Origin of the sequence: Scopulibacillus daqui, from assembly GCF_016908855.1 — a bacterium.
GTDB lineage: Bacteria > Bacillota > Bacilli > Bacillales > Sporolactobacillaceae > Scopulibacillus_A > Scopulibacillus_A daqui.
This window is the reverse complement of sequence record NZ_JAFBER010000011.1, coordinates 41,039-61,681: the sequence shown is the minus strand read 5'-3', so window position 1 is coordinate 61,681 and position 20,643 is coordinate 41,039. Positions and strand designations below refer to the sequence as shown.

At 39.8% G+C, this 20,643-nt stretch carries 27 protein-coding genes and 1 pseudogene; 15 read left to right on the top strand and 13 right to left on the bottom strand.

The features are described from left to right. The first annotated feature begins 15 nt into the window (after window positions 1-15). From JOD45_RS09525 to JOD45_RS09510, 4 genes are all read left to right on the top strand, one after another. Window positions 16-1,194 (top strand): efflux RND transporter periplasmic adaptor subunit, encoded by a 1,179-nt coding sequence (locus JOD45_RS09525; protein WP_205003656.1) that lies wholly within the window; start codon window positions 16-18, stop codon window positions 1,192-1,194. Window positions 1,195-1,302: 108 nt separating this feature from the next. Beyond that, window positions 1,303-1,440 carry a hypothetical protein gene (locus tag JOD45_RS09520; protein ID WP_205003655.1) on the top strand — a complete coding sequence of 46 codons (138 nt, stop codon included), beginning with the start codon at window positions 1,303-1,305 and terminating at the stop codon, window positions 1,438-1,440. Window positions 1,441-1,678: 238 nt separating this feature from the next. Then, window positions 1,679-2,296, top strand: a complete 618-nt coding sequence (locus tag JOD45_RS09515; RefSeq protein ID WP_205003654.1) for an SCO family protein — start codon at window positions 1,679-1,681, stop codon at window positions 2,294-2,296. A gap of 4 nt (window positions 2,297-2,300) precedes the next feature. Then, window positions 2,301-2,744 (top strand): FixH family protein, encoded by a 444-nt coding sequence (locus JOD45_RS09510; protein ID WP_205003653.1) that lies wholly within the window; start codon window positions 2,301-2,303, stop codon window positions 2,742-2,744. Window positions 2,745-2,805: 61 nt separating this feature from the next. Here the strand turns inward: JOD45_RS09510 and JOD45_RS09505 are convergent, their stop codons facing one another. Then, a complete protein-coding gene (locus tag JOD45_RS09505) occupies window positions 2,806-3,312 on the bottom strand; it encodes a hypothetical protein (RefSeq protein WP_205003652.1) in 507 nt (168 codons plus the stop codon). Between the two features lie 239 nt (window positions 3,313-3,551). On the opposite strand from JOD45_RS09505, the gene JOD45_RS09500 reads away from it, so the two are divergent. Beyond that, a complete protein-coding gene (locus tag JOD45_RS09500) occupies window positions 3,552-4,574 on the top strand; it encodes a C40 family peptidase (protein ID WP_338056070.1) in 1,023 nt (340 codons plus the stop codon). A gap of 45 nt (window positions 4,575-4,619) precedes the next feature. Here the strand turns inward: JOD45_RS09500 and JOD45_RS09495 are convergent, their stop codons facing one another. Continuing rightward, a complete protein-coding gene (locus JOD45_RS09495; protein ID WP_205003651.1) occupies window positions 4,620-6,140 on the bottom strand; it encodes a glycine betaine uptake BCCT transporter in 1,521 nt (506 codons plus the stop codon). 412 nt (window positions 6,141-6,552) lie between these two features. Between JOD45_RS09495 and JOD45_RS09490 the strand changes: the two genes are divergently transcribed. Both JOD45_RS09490 and JOD45_RS09485 read left to right on the top strand, forming a co-directional pair. Next, the gene (locus tag JOD45_RS09490; RefSeq protein ID WP_205003650.1) at window positions 6,553-6,849 is read left to right on the top strand and encodes a hypothetical protein; all 297 of its coding nucleotides are present in this window, start codon (window positions 6,553-6,555) and stop codon (window positions 6,847-6,849) included. Between the two features lie 91 nt (window positions 6,850-6,940). After that, complete coding sequence (locus JOD45_RS09485; RefSeq protein ID WP_205003649.1) at window positions 6,941-7,765, top strand: alpha/beta fold hydrolase; 825 nt, start codon at window positions 6,941-6,943, stop codon at window positions 7,763-7,765. 6 nt (window positions 7,766-7,771) lie between these two features. Here JOD45_RS09485 and JOD45_RS09480 read toward each other — a convergent pair whose 3' ends face one another. Beyond that, complete coding sequence (locus tag JOD45_RS09480) at window positions 7,772-8,281, bottom strand: hypothetical protein (RefSeq protein ID WP_205003648.1); 510 nt, start codon at window positions 8,279-8,281, stop codon at window positions 7,772-7,774. Window positions 8,282-8,422: 141 nt separating this feature from the next. Here JOD45_RS09480 and JOD45_RS09475 point away from each other — a divergent pair, with 141 nt between their 5' ends. Continuing rightward, complete coding sequence (locus JOD45_RS09475) at window positions 8,423-8,641, top strand: hypothetical protein (protein ID WP_205003647.1); 219 nt, start codon at window positions 8,423-8,425, stop codon at window positions 8,639-8,641. Here the strand turns inward: JOD45_RS09475 and JOD45_RS09470 are convergent. Beyond that, window positions 8,638-9,093 (bottom strand): Hsp20/alpha crystallin family protein, encoded by a 456-nt coding sequence (locus JOD45_RS09470; RefSeq protein WP_205003646.1) that lies wholly within the window; start codon window positions 9,091-9,093, stop codon window positions 8,638-8,640. The two genes, JOD45_RS09475 and JOD45_RS09470, sit on opposite strands and share 4 nt — an antisense overlap. Before the next feature lie 71 nt (window positions 9,094-9,164). Here JOD45_RS09470 and JOD45_RS09465 point away from each other — a divergent pair, with 71 nt between their 5' ends. From JOD45_RS09465 to JOD45_RS09450, 4 genes are all read left to right on the top strand, one after another. Continuing rightward, on the top strand, window positions 9,165-9,407 hold the full coding sequence (locus tag JOD45_RS09465; RefSeq protein WP_205003689.1) for a hypothetical protein: 243 nt from the start codon (window positions 9,165-9,167) through the stop codon (window positions 9,405-9,407). 17 nt (window positions 9,408-9,424) lie between these two features. Next, window positions 9,425-9,658 carry a hypothetical protein gene (locus JOD45_RS09460; RefSeq protein WP_205003645.1) on the top strand — a complete coding sequence of 78 codons (234 nt, stop codon included), beginning with the start codon at window positions 9,425-9,427 and terminating at the stop codon, window positions 9,656-9,658. Window positions 9,659-9,832: 174 nt separating this feature from the next. Beyond that, entirely contained in the window at window positions 9,833-10,456 is a 624-nt protein-coding gene (locus JOD45_RS09455) for a histidine phosphatase family protein (protein WP_205003644.1), read from the top strand. A gap of 105 nt (window positions 10,457-10,561) precedes the next feature. Continuing rightward, window positions 10,562-11,014, top strand: a complete 453-nt coding sequence (locus JOD45_RS09450) for a DinB family protein (RefSeq protein WP_205003643.1) — start codon at window positions 10,562-10,564, stop codon at window positions 11,012-11,014. A 104-nt stretch (window positions 11,015-11,118) separates the two neighbouring features. On the opposite strand, the gene JOD45_RS09445 is transcribed toward JOD45_RS09450, so the two are convergent. Continuing rightward, complete coding sequence (locus JOD45_RS09445) at window positions 11,119-11,232, bottom strand: YjcZ family sporulation protein (protein ID WP_205003642.1); 114 nt, start codon at window positions 11,230-11,232, stop codon at window positions 11,119-11,121. A gap of 232 nt (window positions 11,233-11,464) precedes the next feature. On the opposite strand from JOD45_RS09445, the gene JOD45_RS09440 reads away from it, so the two are divergent. Next, entirely contained in the window at window positions 11,465-12,628 is a 1,164-nt protein-coding gene (locus JOD45_RS09440) for an iron-containing alcohol dehydrogenase (protein WP_205003641.1), read from the top strand. Window positions 12,629-12,750: 122 nt separating this feature from the next. After that, window positions 12,751-12,897: a hypothetical protein gene (locus JOD45_RS09435; RefSeq protein ID WP_205003640.1), complete on the top strand. Its 147-nt coding sequence runs from the start codon at window positions 12,751-12,753 to the stop codon at window positions 12,895-12,897. 46 nt (window positions 12,898-12,943) lie between these two features. Here the strand turns inward: JOD45_RS09435 and JOD45_RS09430 are convergent, their stop codons facing one another. The 6 genes from JOD45_RS09430 to brnQ form a co-directional block, all read right to left on the bottom strand. Continuing rightward, window positions 12,944-13,888, bottom strand: a complete 945-nt coding sequence (locus tag JOD45_RS09430; RefSeq protein ID WP_239549197.1) for an ABC transporter permease — start codon at window positions 13,886-13,888, stop codon at window positions 12,944-12,946. A 1-nt stretch (window position 13,889) separates the two neighbouring features. Further along, window positions 13,890-14,813: an ABC transporter ATP-binding protein gene (locus JOD45_RS09425; RefSeq protein WP_205003638.1), complete on the bottom strand. Its 924-nt coding sequence runs from the start codon at window positions 14,811-14,813 to the stop codon at window positions 13,890-13,892. Window positions 14,814-14,828: 15 nt separating this feature from the next. Then, window positions 14,829-15,518, bottom strand: coding sequence for an ATP-binding cassette domain-containing protein (locus JOD45_RS09420; protein WP_205003637.1), 690 nt, complete (start codon window positions 15,516-15,518; stop codon window positions 14,829-14,831). After that, window positions 15,511-15,900, bottom strand: coding sequence for a GntR family transcriptional regulator (locus JOD45_RS09415; RefSeq protein WP_205003636.1), 390 nt, complete (start codon window positions 15,898-15,900; stop codon window positions 15,511-15,513). Before JOD45_RS09415 ends, JOD45_RS09420 begins: the two co-directional genes overlap by 8 nt. A gap of 1 nt (window position 15,901) precedes the next feature. Next, a complete protein-coding gene (locus tag JOD45_RS09410; protein WP_205003635.1) occupies window positions 15,902-16,648 on the bottom strand; it encodes a hypothetical protein in 747 nt (248 codons plus the stop codon). A gap of 192 nt (window positions 16,649-16,840) precedes the next feature. After that, window positions 16,841-18,187: a branched-chain amino acid transport system II carrier protein gene (gene brnQ / locus JOD45_RS09405; protein ID WP_380896793.1), complete on the bottom strand. Its 1,347-nt coding sequence runs from the start codon at window positions 18,185-18,187 to the stop codon at window positions 16,841-16,843. A gap of 499 nt (window positions 18,188-18,686) precedes the next feature. Here brnQ and JOD45_RS09400 point away from each other — a divergent pair. Next, a pseudogene (locus tag JOD45_RS09400) lies at window positions 18,687-19,438 on the top strand (S8 family peptidase); the annotation flags it as partial. Between the two features lie 76 nt (window positions 19,439-19,514). Here the strand turns inward: JOD45_RS09400 and JOD45_RS09395 are convergent. Together JOD45_RS09395 and JOD45_RS09390 are read right to left on the bottom strand one after the other, a co-directional pair. Continuing rightward, complete coding sequence (locus JOD45_RS09395) at window positions 19,515-20,195, bottom strand: LrgB family protein (protein WP_205003634.1); 681 nt, start codon at window positions 20,193-20,195, stop codon at window positions 19,515-19,517. Continuing rightward, window positions 20,192-20,563 carry a CidA/LrgA family protein gene (locus JOD45_RS09390; RefSeq protein WP_205003633.1) on the bottom strand — a complete coding sequence of 124 codons (372 nt, stop codon included), beginning with the start codon at window positions 20,561-20,563 and terminating at the stop codon, window positions 20,192-20,194. Before JOD45_RS09390 ends, JOD45_RS09395 begins: the two co-directional genes overlap by 4 nt. Between the last annotated feature and the right edge of the window lie 80 nt (window positions 20,564-20,643).

Sequence of the window (20,643 nt, the reverse complement as noted above, 5' to 3'; positions counted from 1 at the left end):
ATTGGAGGGATAGTTTTGAGAAGAAAGGTTTGGATACCGCTTATGACTGCGGCAGTATTCATTGCATTGATTGGCGTAAATATATACTTAATGAAGCAGAATCATACTTTGTCAAAAGAGGAACTCAAAACATTTACAGTAAGGGAAATGGCGCTTACAGATTCATTTAGGACCTCCGGAATAGCCGTTCCCGCCAAAGAGCAAAAAGCATACGTAGATCCCTCCATCGGAAATGCAAAAATAACTGTGAAGGAGGGGCAAAGGGTTCATAAAGGGATGCCTTTAATTACATATGACAGTGAAAGCGCTAAAGCGCAAATCGAGCAATTGGAAAATGATCAAGAAAGGTTAAATATTAAAATTCAAGAAATTAGCCAAAAATTGGAAGAGGATCGGCAAAGCCTTAACAAAGCTCAATCTGGCTACGCTTCTGATGGTCAAGCGGCGGCATTAACCAGTCAAATAGCGTCTCTTCAAAATGAGAAGAGAATGGCAGAGTTAGATTTAAAGGATAACCAATCAAAATTAGCTGAAAAGAAAGATAAGCTTGAGAAACTGACGGTTAAAAGCAGCATTAATGGTACAGTTGCCGAAATTAACACGAACTTAACAGACACGAAGCCATATATTTCGATGGTCTATGTTATATCGGATAAGTTGAAGGTGAAAGGGAGAATATCTGAAAGAGATTATGCCAAAGCCAAAAAAGGAACAGAAGTCATCATTAAACCAAAATCAGCAGCAGATAAATCCCTGACAGGCACTATTACGGACGTTTCAGCAGCGCCTGAGGAGAAGGCATCCGATAAAAACAATAATCTAAGTTTCTATACTGTGAATATCCGGCTTGATAAAGGTTCAGAAAAAACGTTAAAATACGGCTTTCATGTTTCGATTGATATCCCGGCCAAAATAACGCGCGGCTTAGTCGTTCCATATCAATCCGTTATAAGAGACGGCGAACATCAATATGTGATTTTAGAGAAAGATAATAAACGGATTCAGACAGAAGTGGAAACTGGACTAAGGAGCGACAACTATCAAGAAATTTTACAAGGGCTGTCTAAAGGAGATCAGGTCATTTTAAATCCGGATCATAAAGTCGTTTCAAACGCTGTTAATCCTCAAAGGAATTGGCTCATAAAGACATTTTTAAAAGCCGTTAAAGCAGATAAAGCTGACCAAAATCTTTAAGTATCTTATTTTGTAAACGGCAGGGCTTCTTTCAGTGTTCATTTAAATGATTTTATTTTGTATGAAATCATACGCTAAGGAAAAACTATCCAAAGAAAGAGAGGTGAAATGCCCTTGCCAAAGGAAAATAAGAAAGGCGAAAAACATCCAGAAGATGTGAAACAACGTCAGCAAGCCACTAATGAGGTAGATATGGAAGGCTACGGAGATAAAAAATTAGAAGGCCCTAATCGTCCTTCAACTTAACGCGAACCCGGCATATGCTGTTAAGCTAATGCCGGGTTTTTAATGCTTTAACAGGGAATCATTTGCTTTGATCTATCATTAAAGGCCAAACAGGGTGCTGTTTTCTGCGCCGCATCATTCGGCAAGTTTTCTTTATAAGCATTTTGACATAAAAAAAGGAATCATCTAAATTAAATAGAAATAGTACAGGCAGACTTTATTTAATATTTCGACTAAGGGGAATTTGAGGTGGTGTGTCATGAAGCGATTATTCAAAATGGCCGTTTTGCCAATAGTTCTGCTCTTGGCGATGATGTTGTCTGGATGTCAGTCAAACAGTCAAGAGCAAACGAGCGGATCTGCAAAAACTAATCAGTCATTAAACTGGAAAGTTGCCGATTTTAATTTTAAAGATGAAAATAACCGTTCTTTCGGTATGGATCAATTAAAGGGGAAAGTTTGGTTAGCTGATTTTATGTTTACTCATTGTACGTCCGTTTGTCCGCCGATGACCGGCAACCTGGTTCACCTTCAAAAAAAATTAAAAGAAGCGAAACTCCCTGTTGAAATCGTCTCTTTTTCCGTTGATCCCAGCCGAGATACTCCGGAAGTTTTAAAAAGATTCGCACAAAAACATGGAGCCGATTTTTCTAATTGGCATTTTCTTACGGGCTATTCATTTGATAAGCTTAAAAGTCTGTCTGAAGGGTCTTTCAAGTCTTCTGTTGCCAAACCATCTAAAGGCAGTGACCAATTTACTCACGGCACAAATATTTTTCTCGTTAACAAAGAGGGTGTCATTGTCAAGAAATATAATGGCTTTCAAGACGTTCCTTATGACCGCATAATGAAAGATATTAAAGAGTTAGAGAGGTAAGGACATGAAAAAAATCACTATCATCTTTTTTATCATTGCTATGATAGTCAGTTTGACGGCTTGCGGGCAAGGTGAAGGGCAAGGAGCCAAAGCTGATCATCATGCCATGTCTCATAACACAAAGCAAACCAGCGGCAGCGCTGAACCTTTGCGTGTTGACATCTTAACTTCAGCGAATGCCTTTAAAGCCAATCAAAAAGGTGAAATTAAAATCAGGGTGACAAAGGGAAACAAGCCTGTCAGCCATCCGGAAGAGGTGATATTCGAAATTTACAAAGCTCATCAACAAGACGCTTCAAAAAAATATAAAGGCATGAACAAAGGAAATGGATTGTACGGTATCAATATGACGTTTTCTAAACCTGGCAATTACCATGTGATTGCTCATGTGACAGCAAATGGCACCCATACAATGCCGGAAAAAGTCTTCCATGTAAAACCATCTTAACCAACCCTTCAGTTAAGGGTTGGTTAGTTTAAGTTGGCTAGTTTAATACGGCAGCAGCATATTAAGAAGTTTCTCTGACACGCCTTGCATGCTGTTCATTTTGCAGAACATCTTTTGCCATAACAGGATGGCGCAGCATTAACATCGTATATCTTCCTAATAATATTCCAGATATTGAGAAGAGATAAGTGACATAGCTGGACAGGCCTTGCAGATGAAGATTCAAATGAAATACATATAAAACAATAAAGGTTAATCCATACTTAATTGGAATGGAAAGCATCCATGTAGCGACTGAAGCCGGTGATCCAGAAACGTACCAACGGCCGTCGCGGTAAATAAAAGAAGCAAACCGTCCTTGTATCATGCCTGCAGCAAAAGCGATAAAAAAACTCATTATCAAGATCATCCAATCGCCGGCGCCAACGGTTAAAAGCTTCGAAACACCATAGAAACTGTACAATAACAAAATAACGGGCATAACGTAAAGTTTAGCGGTCATCTCTCGCTCTTTGAGCTGCCGCCTGATAATGAAGAATAAGATTAATCCTCCAATGATAAGGTCCATTATATCACTCCTTTAACTCATTGGTTGGCCATCTTGGATATACATCTTGGATATTACTTCATCATATGAGACATTGATTTGTAATAGTATTGATTATTTCTAGCCGTTATGAAAAAGACAAGTTGAAATCCCCTTAAAAAGGAGGTCCAAGAGCTGAAAAAGCATTTTTTAAGACATGTTGACTTGAAAAAGCTTATGTAAAGTATGCTTCTTTACACAAAATAAGGAGATGAATCGCTGTGAAGAAACGCATATGGCTGCCGTTTTCACTAGTTATGCTCTGCGGCTTGGTCAGGGCCCGAGGCGAGAGTGCTGCATCTAGAAAGTCCGAATCAACGCCTGATGCTGCTTATATTGATGTTGCTGCTGGTACATTATGGACAGAGCCTCGCATTCATAGAACAATCGACACGCCCTCGCTGTTAAATCCTGCAGATCTCAGATTATGGATCAGCAATATGTCGGTTGAAGATAAGCTATGGCTTGTTGGCAAGCTGGAGACACAAGCTTTATTCGGAAATAAAGTGATGATTTTAGAAATACAAGATGATTGGGTAAAAGTTGCCGTAGAAGGGGAACCGACACCGCGGAATGAACTGGGGTATCCTGGGTGGCTTCCGAAGAAACAGCTGACTTTCAATAAGCGTATGCAAAGAAAATCCGATCAGCCATTTGCTTTAGTTAAGGATAAAACGACTTGGCTATATCATAATAAGAAATTAACAAAGAGGTTTATAGAAATAAGTTTTAATACGCAGCTTCCTGTCGTCAATTGGGTTAAGAATGCTGTTAAGGTGATAACGCCCAGCGGCGGAAAGAAGTGGATTTCGGCTGGCTCGGTGAATATCTATAAATCTTTCAGCGATATTCCTAAGCCGTCTGCAGATGATATAATTCATACAGCTGAACAATTTCTCGGGCTGCCGTACTTATGGTCAGGCATGTCTGGATTTGGCTTTGACTGTTCGGGGTTTGCGCACAATATATACAAACATCATGGCATCATCATTCCCAGGGATGCCTCGGCTCAAATATTAAAAGGAAAAAAAGTGAGCAAAGGAGATTTGCAGAAGGGCGATTTGCTCTTTTTCGCACATCAAAATGGCCAAGGTGCTGTACATCATGTTGGTATATATTACGGGAGAGATAAAATGATCCATTCGCCGAATTCAAGATCTTCTATAGAAATATTAGATGATATCTGGCAATCCAGCTACGCTCCGGAATATGCGGGGGCGAGACGATATTTAGAAAATAAATAAGAAACAGTCCCAAAGCAGCATATTCATGCTTTGGGACTGTTTCGGTTAAGCCGATTGTTTATTCATCACTTTTTTGCTTTTTGGTCTATCTTCTTTAAAGGCTTTATACAGCGAGTACAACATAAACAGCAAGATGATCGCAAATGGGAAGGCGGCAATGATAGATGCGGTTTGCAGTGCAGTCAATCCGCCAGACCATAAAAGGACGGCAGCCGCTGCTGCTTGGATTACACCCCAAACGACTTTAATGATGTTTGGCGGATTTAAGCTTCCGTTAGTCGTTTGCATGGCAAGTACGAATGTTGCTGAGTCTGCGGAAGTAATAAAAAATGTGCAGATTAATAAAATCGCCAAGATAGATGTGAATGTTCCCCAAGGAAAATGAGCCAAAACGGCAAACAACGACACTTCAATGCCTTGAGAATTAATCGTTTGACTAAGGTTAACGTGCATTTCTCTTTCTAAATAGATGCCTGAACCGCCGAAGACCGCAAACCATAAAGCGCAGAAAATAGTAGGAACGAGTAAAACCCCAATAATAAATTCACGCACTGTACGGCCTCTTGAAACACGGGCGATAAATGTACCGACAAATGGCGCCCAGGCAATCCACCATGCCCAATAGAACAGCGTCCAGCTATTCGTCCATTCATTGTGATGTTTGTTAAATGGAGAAATATTCAAACTCATGGACGGCAATTTTTGAATATAATTTCCGATTGTAGTCGTAAAGTAATTTAATAGAAAGTTAGAATTACCGGCGAAAAGCAAGAATAACATTAATAGAACGGCAAGAAGAATATTAAAATTACTCAGCCATTTAATTCCCCGGCCAAGTCCGGAAATAGCCGATAACATAAATAAGACCGTTACGGCAAGAATGATGATTAATTGAACGCCTTTAGTATTAGGAATGCCGCTATTCAAATAGTGCAAGCCGCCGTTAATTTGGGCAGCTCCCAAACCGAGTGATGTAGCGACTCCGAAAATGGTCGCAAATACTGCGATGATATCAATAAGTTTACCGATCCAGCCATTTGTCCGATCACCTAGAATTGGCTGAAATGTAGCACTGATTGTACCGGGAGCGCCTTTTCTAAATTTAAAATACGCGAGCGCCAGTGCGATAATGGCATAGACACCCCAAGGATGAAGGCCCCAGTGGAAAATTGAGTAGCGCATAGCTGTGTTAGCAGCATCTTCTGTACCTGGCTCGCCGTATGGAGGGTCCATATAATGGGACAGCGGTTCGGCAACACCATAGAAAACCAGGCCGATGCCCATTCCCGCGCTGAACAACATAGCGAACCAACTTATTAAGCTGTATTCTGGTTCTTCATTATCTTTGCCAAGCTTAATATTGCCAAATCGTGAGAAAATCAAATAAATGGCAAAGATTAAGAAGGTGCTGGCCGAAATAAGATAGAACCATCCGAACTTTGTTTGTAAGAAACCCTGAATCGAGGACGTAATAACGGATAAGTTATGAGGTGCGATAACGCCCCAGAGGATAAATAGGATGGCTATAACAAGTGATATTGTAAAAACTATTGCTCCTTTTTTCATCAAATCCACCTTTCATATTTTGGATGAAATAATGATCGGATTGGAATCAGCGATCCTTTTCAAAACAACACACAATGGATATTTTATAATAAGTGGCATGTAAAGCACAAAGACCGAACATGGTAATACTTCTTTATATAAGGGTGTTTAATCGGATATAAAGCTCTTGTTAGTATGAATCTATGCTTTTTTGCATTTATCCCTAAAAATTCTCTGCTATACTGGGACATCCCATTCAGTTTAATTGTTGATTGCCTATTTTTGTAATTTTATAAGAGCTTTGTCCCTTTGCATTTCCTGTCTCTGACAAAAGCATAAACTATGCCGCGAATGATGATGTTCTAGAGATGTATAATTGTTCCTCTATCGTATCATGCTATGTCTTGTCGGATATTATTTAGGAGGGTAAGCCATGTTAGAAACATTCGAAAATGCCGTACAAAATGCACAGAAAGCAATGGAGGATATTCAGCAAAATCAAGGTTCACAAGAAAAATTTAAAGAAGTTGAGTCGCAGCTGGAGCAAGCATTATCCGAGGCGCAGCAAGCGAATAACCCAAGCACCATTCAACAGGTGCAAAGCGCTTTAAATGCGGTTAGGCAAGCGGCAAATGTCTGCCAAAATGAAAATCAGCAACAAGACCAAATTCAAAATGCCATTAACCAGGCTTTAAATGCTTGTGAACAAATTCATCACGTTGAAAAATAAGAAAGCTCGCCGTTCGGCGAGTTTTCAAGTGCTTAGCTGCAAAATTAATTTATGATACACTTTAGGAAAAAGTCTAAGGAAGTTGGTTGGAATGACGGAATATACGAAGTGTATTAACGGCGTTAAAATATACTATGAAAAGCACGGTTCTCCTCAACAGAATCAGCCCGTCCTGGTTATGGTGCACGGCTATTTGTCCTCTACATTCAGCTTTCGGACTTTAATTCCTTATTTAAAAGATAAGTATCAAATATATGCCCTGGATTTACCTGGATTTGGCCAAAGCGAAAAATCTATGACATTTGTTTACTCTTTGGAGAATTATGCTAAGCTGGTGATTGCTTTCATTGACACTATGAATATAAAAAAAGCGGTTCTCATCGGCCATTCTATGGGAGGGCAAATTTGCCTGAATGCAGCTAAAAAAAGTCCGCGCCTCATTTCAAAAGTGGTTTGTTTATCCGCATCGGGCTATATGGGCAAGGTTAAACGTACGATAAGATTTGCCTCTTATATACCTTTTATAAGTTATTATATAAAACGTTATTTTGAAAAGAAAGACGCTATGAAAGTGTTCCTTGATGTTGTCCATAACCGTGATCTTATTGATGAATCAATGAAAGAAGGCTATCTTAAGCCAATGAGAGATATCAATTTTTACCGTTCGCTGCTCAGATTGGCTCGCCATCGGGAGGGGGATATGTATTCGTCGGAAATAAAACAAATTAGACAGCCGGTTTTATTGCTTTGGGGAAAAGAAGATAAAGTAGTTCCAGTATCTATTGGAAAGCGCTTGAATGCTGATCTTCCAGCTTCTGAATTGAGGATATACGAAAACACGGGACATTTGCTTCCAGAAGAAAAGCCGGAAGAAACGGCGAAGGACATTGACGCTTTCTTAAATCAGCGAATTTAATCGTTCTTATTTTGATTTTATATTCCATTTCAGCGGTTCTCCGGGTTTTTTTTGTTTAGGTTGGTTTCGTTCCAAGAAGCCGACTTTTTTCATTTTTTGATCATACTTTTCCTTTTTTTCTTTTGGGATGGGTCTGGACAAACCATAATTTGCACCAATATTTAACTTTCCTTCAAGCGATTTAATGCCGAGCGCGCCAAAATTATTGCTTTGCTCGTAGCGATCTATAATAATTTTATCAACATTCACTTGTTCTATAATAGTTGGTGATTCTACAGTCGGCGCTTCATCCTGCTTTGATTTACTCTGATTTTTGCATTGATCAGCATGGCATTGAGCAGTTTGAAATTGTGCAGTATGAAATTGAGGCGTATGAACCTGAACTTTGTTTTGCTGTTGTTGAAGCGCCTCTTTCAAATATTTGATCTCGCATTCTATTTCAATCAGCTTCTTTTCAATTTTGCGAAAATCATCATTATCATGCAATAAGCGATTAAAAAAGTTTTTGATAGACATTCTATCCCGCATTCCATGTCAAATTTGTGTTAATGAAACTTCACGTTAATACATGTGTATGATTCATCATTAATTTCATGTCCTTATGATAAGTATTGAGAACAGGCATACAGCATAAAGATGTATTCAGGAGGGATCATAGTGAGGGAAATTAATATAGGGTCGCTTAAAATTAATGCTTATGATCAATTGTCAACGGTTACTTTCTCACAATCCATAGCTGTAAAAAAGTATTCAAAAACCAAAAAGTCACAAGGCTTCGGTGAACAAAGCGGCGACTGCGTGATATCCCAGCCGGACGGCATGATTTTGGATCATGATATCGCGGACAGCCAAGTCAGAGCAGGAAAACGTTTTTAGTCAATATGTATATTCTTTCCCCGCGGCACATTCCGCGGGATCTTTATTTCTAAAACGCCTTGATCAAACACAGCTTTTGCTTGTTCTTCGCTGATGATTTCAGGCAGATGAATCGTTCTTTGAAATGTTCCGTTCAATCTTTCTGAATGTATAATCGCAACGTTGTCATAAGGGCATCTTGCTCTTCCGCTGATTTGGATTTGATTGCCGGCAATGGTCAGTTGAATATCGCCTTTTTCTACACCAGGCAAATCGATAAGAATAATCCAAAGATGATCGGTTTGTAATATGTCATATAATGGCAGTTGAGGTGATGCAGATGATCTTGAATCTGATTCTGGATTTGCTTGCGGCTGTTCTGGCATTGACTGATCAAAAATATCGCTCCAAAAATCTTTTCCCTGGAATTTTTGCGCCATCTCCAACCATTGTTTAAGTTTTTCAACATCCATCTCCTGACACCTCAATTCATACATAACTTTATATCCATAACATATATTTGAAGCTAAAGGGGGAGTTCATGATGCAAACACCTTCTATAGCCATAAATATTTTCCTTTTTAAAATTAATTCGTTCGAAAACGCATCAGCTGTAAATATAGGGGAGAATTTTTTGGCCGATTGGAATAATTCTTCCAAAAAAAGTCAAGGGTTTGGGCAAAATTTTGGCGATGAGTCTTGTTTTCAAACAAAGGGTGTCGTTGACGACCGTGATGTTATTGACTCTCCAGCACTACAGAACACTCAGCCGATGTCTTTTGAATAAATAATGGAGGCGTCTACATGATATTTTCACCAATGACTGTTAATTTGCTGGGCTTTAAGGTTAATTCAATGGACCGCTCTTCAACCATCGCTTTTGGCCCTATCCAGCAGGCTGATTTTTATCAATCAACAAAACGCAATCAGGCTTATGGGGAACAAAATGGGGATGCCGTTGCCATGTATCTGCCTGTAAGCACAGTCTTTGATCCTGATTTATTAGACATGAATTCACAAAAAAACAGTTTGATTTAGAGCTTGCCGATTGGCAAGTTTTTATTTTGTTTGCAAATATATGCATCACACTAATCTATCATAAGTAAAATAGTCTGATAAAAGGGATTTGATGGAATAAAATCGAATATCAGAGTAAGCAGAAGAAATTTGATGCATTTTGGGGGTTTGTAAACCATTTGAGGAGGACCGGAAATGCAAAGGTTATTTTTGACTGGGCACGGGGAAACTGAATGGAATGTTGAAGAGCGCATGCAAGGCAGAAAGAATTCTTTACTTACGAAAAGGGGAAAAGAAGAAGCGGCTTGGTTATCGCAGCGTTTGAGCGGGGAAAATATCAATCTTATCATTTCGAGCCCAAGTCCGCGCACACTTGAAACGGCAGAAATTATTCGTGCTGACCGTGATATTAAGATTATACAGGATGAACATTTTCTTGAAATGGATGCGGGAGATTGGGAAGGCAGAAAGATAGATGAGATCAAACAAGAATATCCTGAAAAGTCTTATCTTTTTTGGCATCAGCCTCATTTGTTTATATCTAAGAACGGCGAAGACTTTTATCAAGTGAGGGAAAGGGTTTTGCCTCGGCTTAAGTATCTTTTAAATCAATATCAGGATAAAAATTTGCTCATTGTTTCACATCCAGTTGTTCTAAAGGTGCTGCTCAGTTATTTTGAAAAGCGGCCGCTTGAACAGCTGTGGGAAGGCAAGCAAATATTGGGGGCGAGTCTCAGTACGATTGAAATCAATGGTGATCATTCGCGAATTATCCAATATGCGGATATGAAGCATTTCAGAGTCATGCCTTTTAAATAGACAAAATATTTTGCATACGGATAGGCATTTAGGGAATAAATAAAACGCCACAATTTATTTGAATGATTGCTATAATATTTAGAAGATTGGAAGGGAGGGAGAAGGATGAATGAAGAACAGCTGTTTTATCAATTTAATTTTGCCCGCCAAAGCACTCTCAAAGAACTGGATGAAACAACTATAGAACAAGCTGATAAGATGCTGGAAGGATTCTCAAACAATATTCACTGGAATTTTGGGCATATATTAGTTGCTTCGGAGCATATCTTTCATTTTGTTGAAGAAAATGCAGTTTTGCCAAAGCCTTATTGGGATTTTTTCAATCCAGGGACAAGTCCCAAAGAGTGGCATGGCACACCGCCGTCAATGAAAGAGGTTCGCGCCCATTTGGAAGATCAGGCGAAACGCTTGGAGAAAGCGACAAGGGGCCGTTTAGACTCAGAAATGGAAAAGACTTTTTTCGGAATGAAAACGATTGGGGAACTTATTTTCTTTTTTACATGCCATGAAAACTTACACCTTGGCACCATTAAAGGCCTTAAGCAAGCTCTTAGATAGGGATGATCAAAAATAAGCAGAAAAAAAGCCTCTAGGGTTCTAAAAAGCCTTAGAGGTTTGTTCATGTTTCTTTAGGCATTATTAAATTTTCATCCATTGCACGATTAAAAAATAATAACCCCGACGATGACCAGGAGAATAAATAGGACAAGGATTAAAATAAACGTTCCCATATAAGACAACTCCTTTAAAATAGGAGGAAAAATATGCTTTGTCATATCCTATGCCGATGGTCACTCAACTGATATAAGAAAGGGCGCTCATTTTTAACGAAAAAACACAGTTTTTCTCTTTAGCCGAAGATATTTTTAAAAAAACGCCGGCAGCGGCCGTTTTTGAAATCAAATAAGTTTATTTTATATTTTGTAGTGCAAAAGATTTTTGAAGCAAGACATATTGTGATATCTTATGAGTTAATCGTTTATATATTACATTGAAAGGGTTGTCGTCATGCAAAACTTTGTATTTCAAAATCCCACGAAACTTATTTTTGGCAAGGGACAATTAGAACAATTAAAAATAGAGGTCCCGAAGTACGGCAAGAAAATATTGCTTGTCTACGGCGGAGGAAGCATTAAGCGAAACGGCATATATGATAACATTTTATCAATTCTAGACGACCTGGATGCACAGGTGTTTGAATTAAGCGGTGTTGAAGCTAATCCGCGCTTGTCGACAGTAAAAAAGGGTATACAAATAGCTAGAGAAAATCATGTCGATTTTATTCTTGCTGTCGGCGGCGGAAGCGTGATTGACTGTACAAAAGCGATCGCAGCAGGCGCGAAATATAATGGCGATGTCTGGGATATTGTTACGAAGAAAGCTGTCGCACAAGAGGCGCTGCCTTTTGGCACTGTGCTTACAATAGCCGCTACCGGCTCGGAAATGAACGCCGGCTCTGTGATCACTAACTGGGAAACCAATGAAAAGTACGGATGGGGTAGTCCCTATACATACCCGAAATTCTCTATTCTGGACCCTGTTCACACATTTTCGGTGCCGCTTGATCAAACAGTATACGGCATAGTCGATATGATGTCTCATGTTTTCGAAGCCTATTTTCATCATGGCAAAAATACACCCGTTCAAGATCGCTACTGTGAATCGATCTTAAAAACGGTTATTGAGACAGCCCCAAAATTAATTCAGGATCTTGAGAATTATGAGTATCGGGAAACCATTTTATACTGTGGGACAATGGCATTGAATGGCATATTAGCCATGGGTGTTCAAGGCGATTGGGCGACTCATAATATCGAGCACGCAGTCTCTGCTGTCTATGATATTCCGCATGGCGGCGGACTCGCTATTTTATTCCCGAATTGGATGACTCACGTTTTAGATGAAAATGTGGCGCGCTTCAAACAAATGGCAGTGCGTGTCTTTAATGTTGAGATAGAAGGGAAAACTGATCGGGAAGCGGCTTTGGAAGGCATTCAAGCATTGCGCCGTTTCTGGACATCGATTGGCGCGCCTTCCCGTTTAGCTGATTATGGCATCGGTGAAGAAGAACTGGATGTCATGGCTGATAAGGCGATGGCTAACGGAGAGTTTGGCCATTTTAAAAAGCTTAACAGGGATGACGTTCTAGCCATTTATCGAGCTTCTTTATAAAGTGAACAAATTTAAAAGACGGCGCACAGTGCGTCGTCTTTTAAATTTGTCGATTAATGTCGTATAATATAATCAAAGAATGATTAATCGTCAAATTGTTATAAAAGAAAGCGGCGAAAACTATGGACAAAATTAACTTGAATGACGATCAACTTGCAAAGGAAATGAAACCGGAAAAATGGCTCACTGAAGAACGCAAACACGCGCTGCAAAGGAGAAAATATGAATTAAAAAAACAAAAAGCCATCGTCAAACTCCGCTTAAAATAATAGGTAGCAGAAATAAGGCGATGCTGCATGCATCACCTTAACAGAATTACGCCGTTATATCGCGTTTTGTAAAGAACAGCCATCCGATAAGGACAAAGGCAGCATAATATACGGCGAGAACAGCGATTGAAAAGCCCAGGGTCATATCGCTGACAACCGGAGTGCCTGTGATATACTGGGTTAAGTTTGTGTTAGCAAATAAGACATATTTAACCCAATCATATTTGCTCAAGAACTGGACTGCCGTTGGCCCGACCATAAGCAAGAAGATAGACAGACCGATAGCTAACGCGCTGTTGCGGAAGACGGATGAGATCATAGCCGCTAAAGTGACATACATGAGCAGCTGGACGCCATTCAGTCCGTACTCCTTAAAAATATAAAGAACCATATTTGTTTCAGTTACATGGCCGTTATGATATTGCAAGTAAGGCTGGGTCAGTCCGTTAAAGCCAAATAAGATACCGCCGACAAGCCAAGAAACAATAAACAAAACAACAAGCATAAGGACTGCGTAGAGCAGTGCTGCGATGTATTTTGAAAAGAGTACCGCTGTTCGGCTGACAGGCCTTATCAGCAGCAGTTTAATGGTTCCCGAGTTAAATTCGCTGGCGATGCTGCCTCCAGCAAGAATAATCGTAAAAATAGCAATAACCATTACAAGATTAGTCATTAAATCGACAAATTTCCATATGTGAAGACCATTGACCGGCGGCAGATGATGATCAATTCGATATTGATTGATAGCGATCTCTTTTTTCAGATAGCTTTGACTTTCTTTCGGCACTTTCTTTATTTCTTTTTCCAAATTCTTATTTTCTTTTATAAGCGCCTGTTTCCAGGAGTCATTGACATGCGGCTTAGGGCTTGGTGTATTTAATTTGAGAATAAGCCCGGCAGCCAGAATGAGTCCGACAAGCATCAGCAGCATGATGCGGTTTGTGCCTTTGCGGTAAATTTTCATATTTTCATTTTGAATAAGACGGAGCATACTAGACAATTTCTTTACCTCCTGTTATTTCAAGGAATTTATCTTCTAATGTTTTTGCTGTTGATTCTATGCCGTAAAGTTTGATTTTGTTTTTCATTAATGTCTCGGCAACGATTGGAATCTGTTCCTTTTCTAATTGCAGTTCTATGCCGTCAGATTTAGTTTTGACGATTTTGAAATGACATTGTTCTGCCGCCACTCGGACAGCTTTGTCAATATCATCAACAGTGAAAGCGACACTCATCTGTTTTTCATCTTGAACAAAGTCATTGACAGTTTGAACATCAATTAATTGACCTTTTTGGATAATGCCAATCCGGTCGCACATTAACTCCATCTCTGACAATAAATGGCTTGAAACGATGATGGCAAGGCTTTCCTTTTCAGCGAGCCTGCGGATATAATGGCGAATTTCGCGAATGCCTGCCGGATCCAGCCCGTTTGTCGGTTCATCAAGAATCAATACAGAAGGTGAATGGAGCAGAGCTTGAGCTAATCCAAGCCTTTGTCTCATCCCAAGTGAATAAGTCTTCACCTTTTCATGGATGCGGTCTTTTAAGCCGACAAGCTCAATCACTTCACTGATTCTTTCACGCGAAACCCCGCCGGCCATCCGGCTGTAATGCAGAAGATTTTGATATCCGGTAAGAAATTTATACATTTCTGGATTTTCAACGATAGCGCCAATGTTTTTAATGGCTTTTTTAAAGTCTTTTTTTATGCTGTGTCCTTGAATATAAATATTGCCTTCGGTCATTGACATGAGGCCAACAATCATCCGAATGGTTGTTGTCTTCCCGGCGCCGTTCGGACCGAGAAATCCGAACACCTCTCCAGGATAAATACCAAAAGTCAGGCCGTGAATAATCGTTTTCCCTCCGATCACCTTTTTGACATTTTCTAATGTAATTGCAGGCTTTTCCAATGAAAATTCCTCCTCTTATTCGTAGCGTTTTGTCAACCATTCAACAATGCTTAAATTTTGTTCATATCTGATGGCTTCAACGGTTTGAACGTCAAGAATTTGACCATCTTTGATGGCGATAACAGTATCGAACAATGGTTCAACTTCCTTAATTTCATGTGTAGTGATAAGGAGTGTTTGCTTTTCTAAATCGATAAATGAAATTAACCCTTTAACGATTGATTGGCGAACCATTGGATCAAGGCCTGACAAAGGTTCGTCCATTAGGATATAAGGAACTTCGCGAGCCAGTGTCAGAACAATTTTAAGCCGTCCGCGGTTGCCCTTAGATAGGTTTTTCACCTTTTGTTTTGGATCCAACTTCATAAATGACAAAATACTAAACGCTTTTTCGACATTAAAGTCTTTAAATTGGCTCGCATAAAAATAGATCGTTTGTTCACAAGTATAAAAAGAGTAGTAGGTGTCAAGCTCTGAAAGGTATGCCACTTCAGTGCAAATTTTCCGATCAGCTTTCTTGCCGTTAATGAGAACCTTTCCTTTGGAAGGCCTTACTAAACCGGACATGAGTTTCAGTGTTGTTGATTTTCCGCTTCCGTTGGATCCGACAAGACCAATGATATGGCCGGTTTTAATTTCCAAATTAATATCCTTTAAAGCAGTGTTAGTCAGGTATCGTTTTGATACATTTTCAAGCTTAATCACGATCATCACCATCTTTGCTTTGTTTTTCTACATATTGTTTCAGCCCGTCCAGCATTTCGTTTACAGTGTAGCCCATTTCCTTCATATCACGGACAAATTGGGAAATATGCTCTTCTTTTAAATGTTCACGCATGTTGTTCAAAACCGTCTCATTCTCACTCACAAAGGTGCCTTGGCCTCTCCGAGTTTCCACTATTTCCATCCCTTCTAATTCCCGGTAAGTTCTTTGTACGGTATTTGGGTTGACACCCGATTGGACTGCCATGTCGCGGACGGACGGCAGTTTATCGCCTGGATTTAACTCATTTCTAATAATTTGCCGGAATATGCGATGAGCTAATTGCAAGTAAATGGGGGTAGATGGATTAAATTCTTCAACCACATTAAGACACCTCGATTTGTCTGTCTAATAGCCATGATGATATTGCAAATAAAATCATTGCGATAACAAAGTGGAAGATGAAAGTGCCGGAATAGACAGTTATTGCGCTGTTTGCTATAAGGTGAAAGTTGATTGCTCCCCAATGTGTTAACAGCCGGTAAAGACCAGTGAATTCCAGCTTGCCTAACACCGATGGCGCAATAAAAATCAATGCAATAATGACAAGCCATACCCATTTTCCAATCTTTGAACGCAATGTTTGATACAACGTCCAAATAAATGTAAAAATAAGTCCGATGTATATAGCGTTTAATGAAATGATGACACAGATACTTAAGCCGGAACGGATCATTTCGCTTAAAGTTAAATTCATTTCCTTTAGTAAATGAGTATTAAAAAGCACCCCAAAAAGAGTGTATAGACCAGCGGCTGCCATAGACACTAATAATGCTAAAATGCCGCTGACTAATTTAGCGCTGAGCAAAGCCGCTCCGGACCGCGGAGAATTGAGCCACAGGTGCAGCGTTTTTCTTTCAAGAGATAGGCTGACAATCATATAGCCTAGAAAGTAAAATATATGGCCGCCAATGATAAATGCGCCGACTGCAAATATAGCTTCAGGTGCGTGATATCGGAATGTGTTAATCACCCCGAAGATTAAAATAACCATCATGAGCATGAATGCAATCAAAAAGCCGATGAATCCTAATCGGCATTCTTTTTTCAATAAGCCTAACCAAGCAGACATTAAAATCCTCCTAACAACTTTTATTGTCATAGTGTAATGGTGTACTAGTGACATAATACACTGGTTCGTATAAAATTGTCAAACCCTTTTCTTAATAAAAGAAAAACCCCGATTTGGTGGGGACGAAAAACATAAAATTATTGAAAGACACAAAAAACGTTGGCGCTTATAAGAGACGCCAACGTTTTTTCACTATGCAGCATTTTTGCGCTGTGCTGTTTTAGAAGCTTTAAGTTTAGAAATGACCAGTCCAATGATTCCGCAAACAAAGGCAGGAATAAGCCAACCCATTCCGTCGGTGTATAGCGGCAAGTGGCCGAGCAAATTTTCTGCTGCTTGAAATTGAATGCCTGCACCTTTGAGGCCGTCAAAAATACTAATCACTCCTGCACCGATGAGTGCACCAACGTATATCCCTCTTGAAACACCGATCGATTTGTCGATAAAAGTCAAAATAATGAGTACGATCGTAAGCGGATAAATAGCTGTTAATACAGGCGCTGAGATCATAATTAATTGCGTTAATCCAACATTTGCAACTAATGCACTGAAGGCCGAGAAGATAACGACAAACCATCGGTACGAAATTTTCGGCATCATATTAGAAAAGTATTCCGCACATGAGGTAATGAGACCTATGGCTGTTGTCAAACATGCAAAGGTAATGGCAAGGGCCAATAGCATCTGTCCGGCTCCGCCGTATAAATATTGCGTAACAGTCGTTAAAATATCTCCGCCGTTTGAAGTTTGACCGACAAGCCCTTTGCTTGTAGCGCCAATAAAGGCAAGTGATATATATACAAGCGCTAAGCCAATCGCTGCGATAATTCCGGAACCGATGGTCACTTTGGAAATTTTCTTTTGACTTGTAATCCCTTTGTCTTTAACAGCTTTAGTCACAACAATGCCAAATATTAAAGAAGCGATAGCGTCCATTGTTAAATAGCCGTGGAGAAATCCGTTAAAAAAGGGATGAGCCGCATAAGATGTTACAGGCTGACTATAATGATCGATTGGATGAATAATCCCTTTAACAACAATAATTGCAATCACTAACAGCAGGACAGGTGTTAGAATTTTCCCAATACGATCAACAAGCTTTGTCGGATTAAGACATAACCAAAGCGTTACACCAAAGAAAATAATAGTATAGATGGCAAGCGGTAAGCCATGCGCATGCACTGATGGCGGCAGGAACGGTGTGACACCGATTTCGAAAGCAACGGTGCCGGTTCTTGGTGTTGCAAAAAACGGCCCGATGACTAAGAAGCAGATGCTCGTAAAAATAACACCGAAAACAGGATGAACCTTATTAGATAAATCTCGTAAACTGCTTCCTGAAATGGAAACGGCAATAACACCGCATAAAGGCAGACCGACACCGGTGATCAGAAAACCGAGAATAGCGACCCATACATTTGTTCCGGCATCTTGACCTAATGATGGCGGAAAAATCATATTACCCGCACCGAAAAATAATGCGAACATCATTAAACCGATAAAAAATGTGTCCTTAAATGAGAACTTTTTGTCCACGATGTATACCTCCTAGATGTTGTCAGACATTGCTGTAAGTGTTTGTTTTTTTATACTAATTGCATCAATCAGCGACAGTGTAATGATTCAACGCGTTGCCAATTTAAAGTTCCAAGTATCGCGGGTATGCGCGATGCTCATGATAGAAGGGTACTAAGCATCTGCTCAACTGTCAGCTCATTGCGTGTTTGGGATCGGAATCGCCATCGCCGAGTTTTATTGGATTGAATTTTCAGACATATGATGAAACGGCTCACTATGTTTCTAAACTTTCAAGTCTGACAACTATCATAAAACATTTTATAATATTTTGCAAACCCCGTTTTATGTCGAATCTTATCAATGATTTGATAATAAGGGCACCGTTATAAAGGTCTATCTATAATTTGGAAGAATTAACAATAGTCTAAAAGTCTTGCAGGATTATCAATTGATTTATCGTATTTTTATTAGAAGATAACATACCAGAAGTGTATGGCAAAACATTTTTAGGAGGGGTAACATGAATGATGTAAGACTGATACCGTTTGAAGTAAAAGAAGTGGTTGAGCAGTCAAAAGAAGTCATCCCTCAAGGTGTGCAATTGATTGAAGCGCCAGATGTTTGGAAAGAAAGTGAAGAAGGTCAAGGTATTGTTGTAGCTGTCATAGATACAGGTTGCGATATTAACCATCCTGATTTAAAAGGCCGCGTCATCGATGGGAAAAATTTTACCGCAGATTATAACAGCGGCGAAACAAACTACTTAGATAATAACGGTCACGGCACACACGTCTGCGGGACAATCGCAGCGAATGAAAATAATGAAGGCATCCTCGGTGTTGCGCCAAAAGCCAATCTTCTTGTCTTAAAAGCTTTAAGCAAAGATGGCAGCGGACAATTAGAATGGATTATTGATGCCATTCATTATGCCGTAGATTGGGAAGGGCCAAATAAAGAGAAAGTCAATGTTATCTCGATGTCGCTTGGCGGACCGCAAGATGTTCCTGAACTTCATCAGGCGGTCAAACGCGCGGTTGAAAACAATATTTTGGTAGTATGTGCGGCAGGAAACGAAGGTGACGGCCGCGACGATACGCCTGAGCTCAGTTATCCTGGAAGTTATATGAGGTTATCGAAGTCGGTGCGGTTGATTTCGACCTCAAAATAGCTGAATTTTCTAATACCAATAATGAAATAGATGTTGTTGCTCCCGGCGTAGAGATTCTATCAACTTATATGGGCGGCAAATATGCCAAACTTTCAGGAACATCAAGCATTTCATAAATAATCATTAGCTTTTTACCTTCTAATCTAGGAAATCCCCGGGACGCCCGGGGATTGAACTTTATTAAGTGAGAAAGGTCATTAAAACGGGAGCGAGCGCCAGTGTAAAGACAGCAGCAATAACCATAGCCAAGCTTGCGGCGGCGCCTTCTTCTTTGCCGATTTCCAGAGCTTTAGAAGTACCGGCGCCATGAGCTCCCATGCCCAGTAATAAGCCTTTTGACAGTTTATCATTAATCGGCAGCCATTTAATCAATAACGGTCCGATGATGATGCCGGTAATTCCGGTCATGATAACAAAGGCAGCTGTCATCGCAGGAATGCCGCCAATGTTTATAGACACAGCCATAGCAATCGGTGTTGTAACGGAACGAGGCAGCATGCTTAAGATGACATTGGGGCTGACATGAGTCAGCCTGGCAATGAAATCAGAGCTAATAAAAGCGATGGTAACGCCTGCTGTCATACTTAGAGCAATAACAGCCATTTGTTTTTTTAAAATATGGCGGTATTTATATAATGGAACAGCAAAAGCCACAGTGGCGGGCTGAAGGATTTCAGTCAGCCATTGTCCCCCGGAGCTATAAGATTTATAGGTTGTATGTGTGATTGAGAGCAATGCAACTAAAATCACCGGGGCGATCAATAGCGGAGAGAGAATCACCCAAGTCTTTTTTTGATAAATTTTTTTAGATAAATAGTAAATGGCAACAGTGGCGATAAAACTGATAAATCCTGCGGTCATTGCTTAGAGCGCTCCTTTCTTCTGAGTAAGAATTCCGCTGAGAAGCCGGTAACCAGCATGACAATCAAGGTGCTTAAAACAATGATGATGATAAATTTCAATCCATTGTGGATCATGTCGCTTTTATATTGAATCACTCCGACAGCTGAAGGAATAAAGAAAAGCAGCAGTTCTGCCAGAAGAAAGCCGGCGCCGATTTCAACCCAAGATAATTTAATGATTTTAAAATGAAGACAAATAAATAACAGGAATAATCCTATAATGCTGCCTGAGATAGGCAAATAAAAAACTTTTGAAATAAAATTTCCTGCTAAAGAAAACAAGCTGAGCAAAATGACTTGAACAACGATTAGCAACACCTTTTTCATAAACAGATCTCCTCTCATAAGGAAGTTTACAAGAGTTTTCTATATAGGTAAAATACATATTTTGAATAACTTCCATAGAA